Here is a 1,166-nt window from a genome sequence, read left to right as displayed (position 1 = left end):
GTAATGATTGAAAAAAGCGTTCTTTTCATATGGTAGCGGAATACCGAAAAGAACGCATACATAAAGTAACAAGTTAATTATATGATACAGCTAGAAAGCTGTAAAGTAAAAAAGAAGGAGAGATAAAAAATGTTCAGAAAAATTAAAAAGGTATTTTGTTGTTCAATGATATTATCATTAGTAGTGTCGAGTCTTGCTTTTGCTGCGTCGCTGCCTAATTATTATGGAAAGAATTACACATACACAAAATCAAAAACTATTGCGACAATGGTAGCAGAAGGAGATGGTAATACAGCAAGTACTACCGTTACAAATATTGCAAAAAGCAAGCGTTATTATTCTGCTTATGTTAACAGACGGTATGCTGACAGCAATCGTGTAATAGAAAAATCAGTAAAGGAAACAACCGTTGAAGCAGGGAAAAAAATAGTAGTTGCAGTTACAAGATATCGCAGCACGGAAAATCGCGAACATTATCATAAAGCCATGGCATGGAACTGCTCTATGCAGCCAAGCGGTAACGGCTATACTGCTTTTTTGGCTGACACGATTAGTTACACAATAAAGCAAAGCAAGTAAATTTTAGTAAATGTGTTTTGGAATAAAGGATTTTATCAATTTAAAATCTTTTTATTCTGAAACATATTTTATAAGGAGGAATTTTATATGGCTAGAAGTTCACGAATCATAATAATCTTTGTTGTTATCACGTTGATACTGGGAATTGGCTGCCTGTTTCTTATTGATTTTTCAGGTGGTGCTCAGAACTTGCAGAATGCTCAAAAGAATACTGTGACAGAAGTGGAGAATGATGCGCCTGGAAACAAAAAAGTTGAGGCAGACAGATGGTCCGTTATTGAAGGGCGTTTAAGTATTTTTTCGGATACTGAATTATTGAAAAAGAGTAAACTTGTTGTTCCGGCAGTCTATGAAGGAGAGACAGTTCGATCATTAACGATGAGTTCCAGTGAAGGGACATTTTCCAATTATCTTACATATGTAGAAATCGAAGAGGGGCTGGAAATGATTGAAGATGCTTTTGTGTCATGTCCGAATTTAAAGACGGTTATAATTCCTGACAGTGTAAAGAAAATATACAAGTACGAATTCATGGATTGCAAAGATAAAGTTACTCTTTATGTAAAAAAACACTCTTACGCAGAAAA

2 protein-coding genes are annotated in these 1,166 nt (G+C 34.7%); both read left to right on the top strand.

Annotated elements, in window-relative coordinates:
• Positions 1-129 precede the first annotated feature (129 nt).
• On the top strand, positions 130-579 hold the full coding sequence (locus DW019_RS14790) for a hypothetical protein (protein WP_118444047.1): 450 nt from the start codon (positions 130-132) through the stop codon (positions 577-579).
• Positions 580-666: 87 nt separating this feature from the next.
• The coding region (locus tag DW019_RS14785) for a leucine-rich repeat protein (protein ID WP_147353051.1) at positions 667-1,166 on the top strand (500 nt) is incomplete at its 3' end.

Origin of the sequence: Clostridium sp. AF37-5, from assembly GCF_003477605.1 — a bacterium.
Taxonomy (GTDB): domain Bacteria; phylum Bacillota; class Clostridia; order Lachnospirales; family Lachnospiraceae; genus Eubacterium_F.
This window is presented reverse-complemented; position numbering and strand designations above follow the sequence as displayed.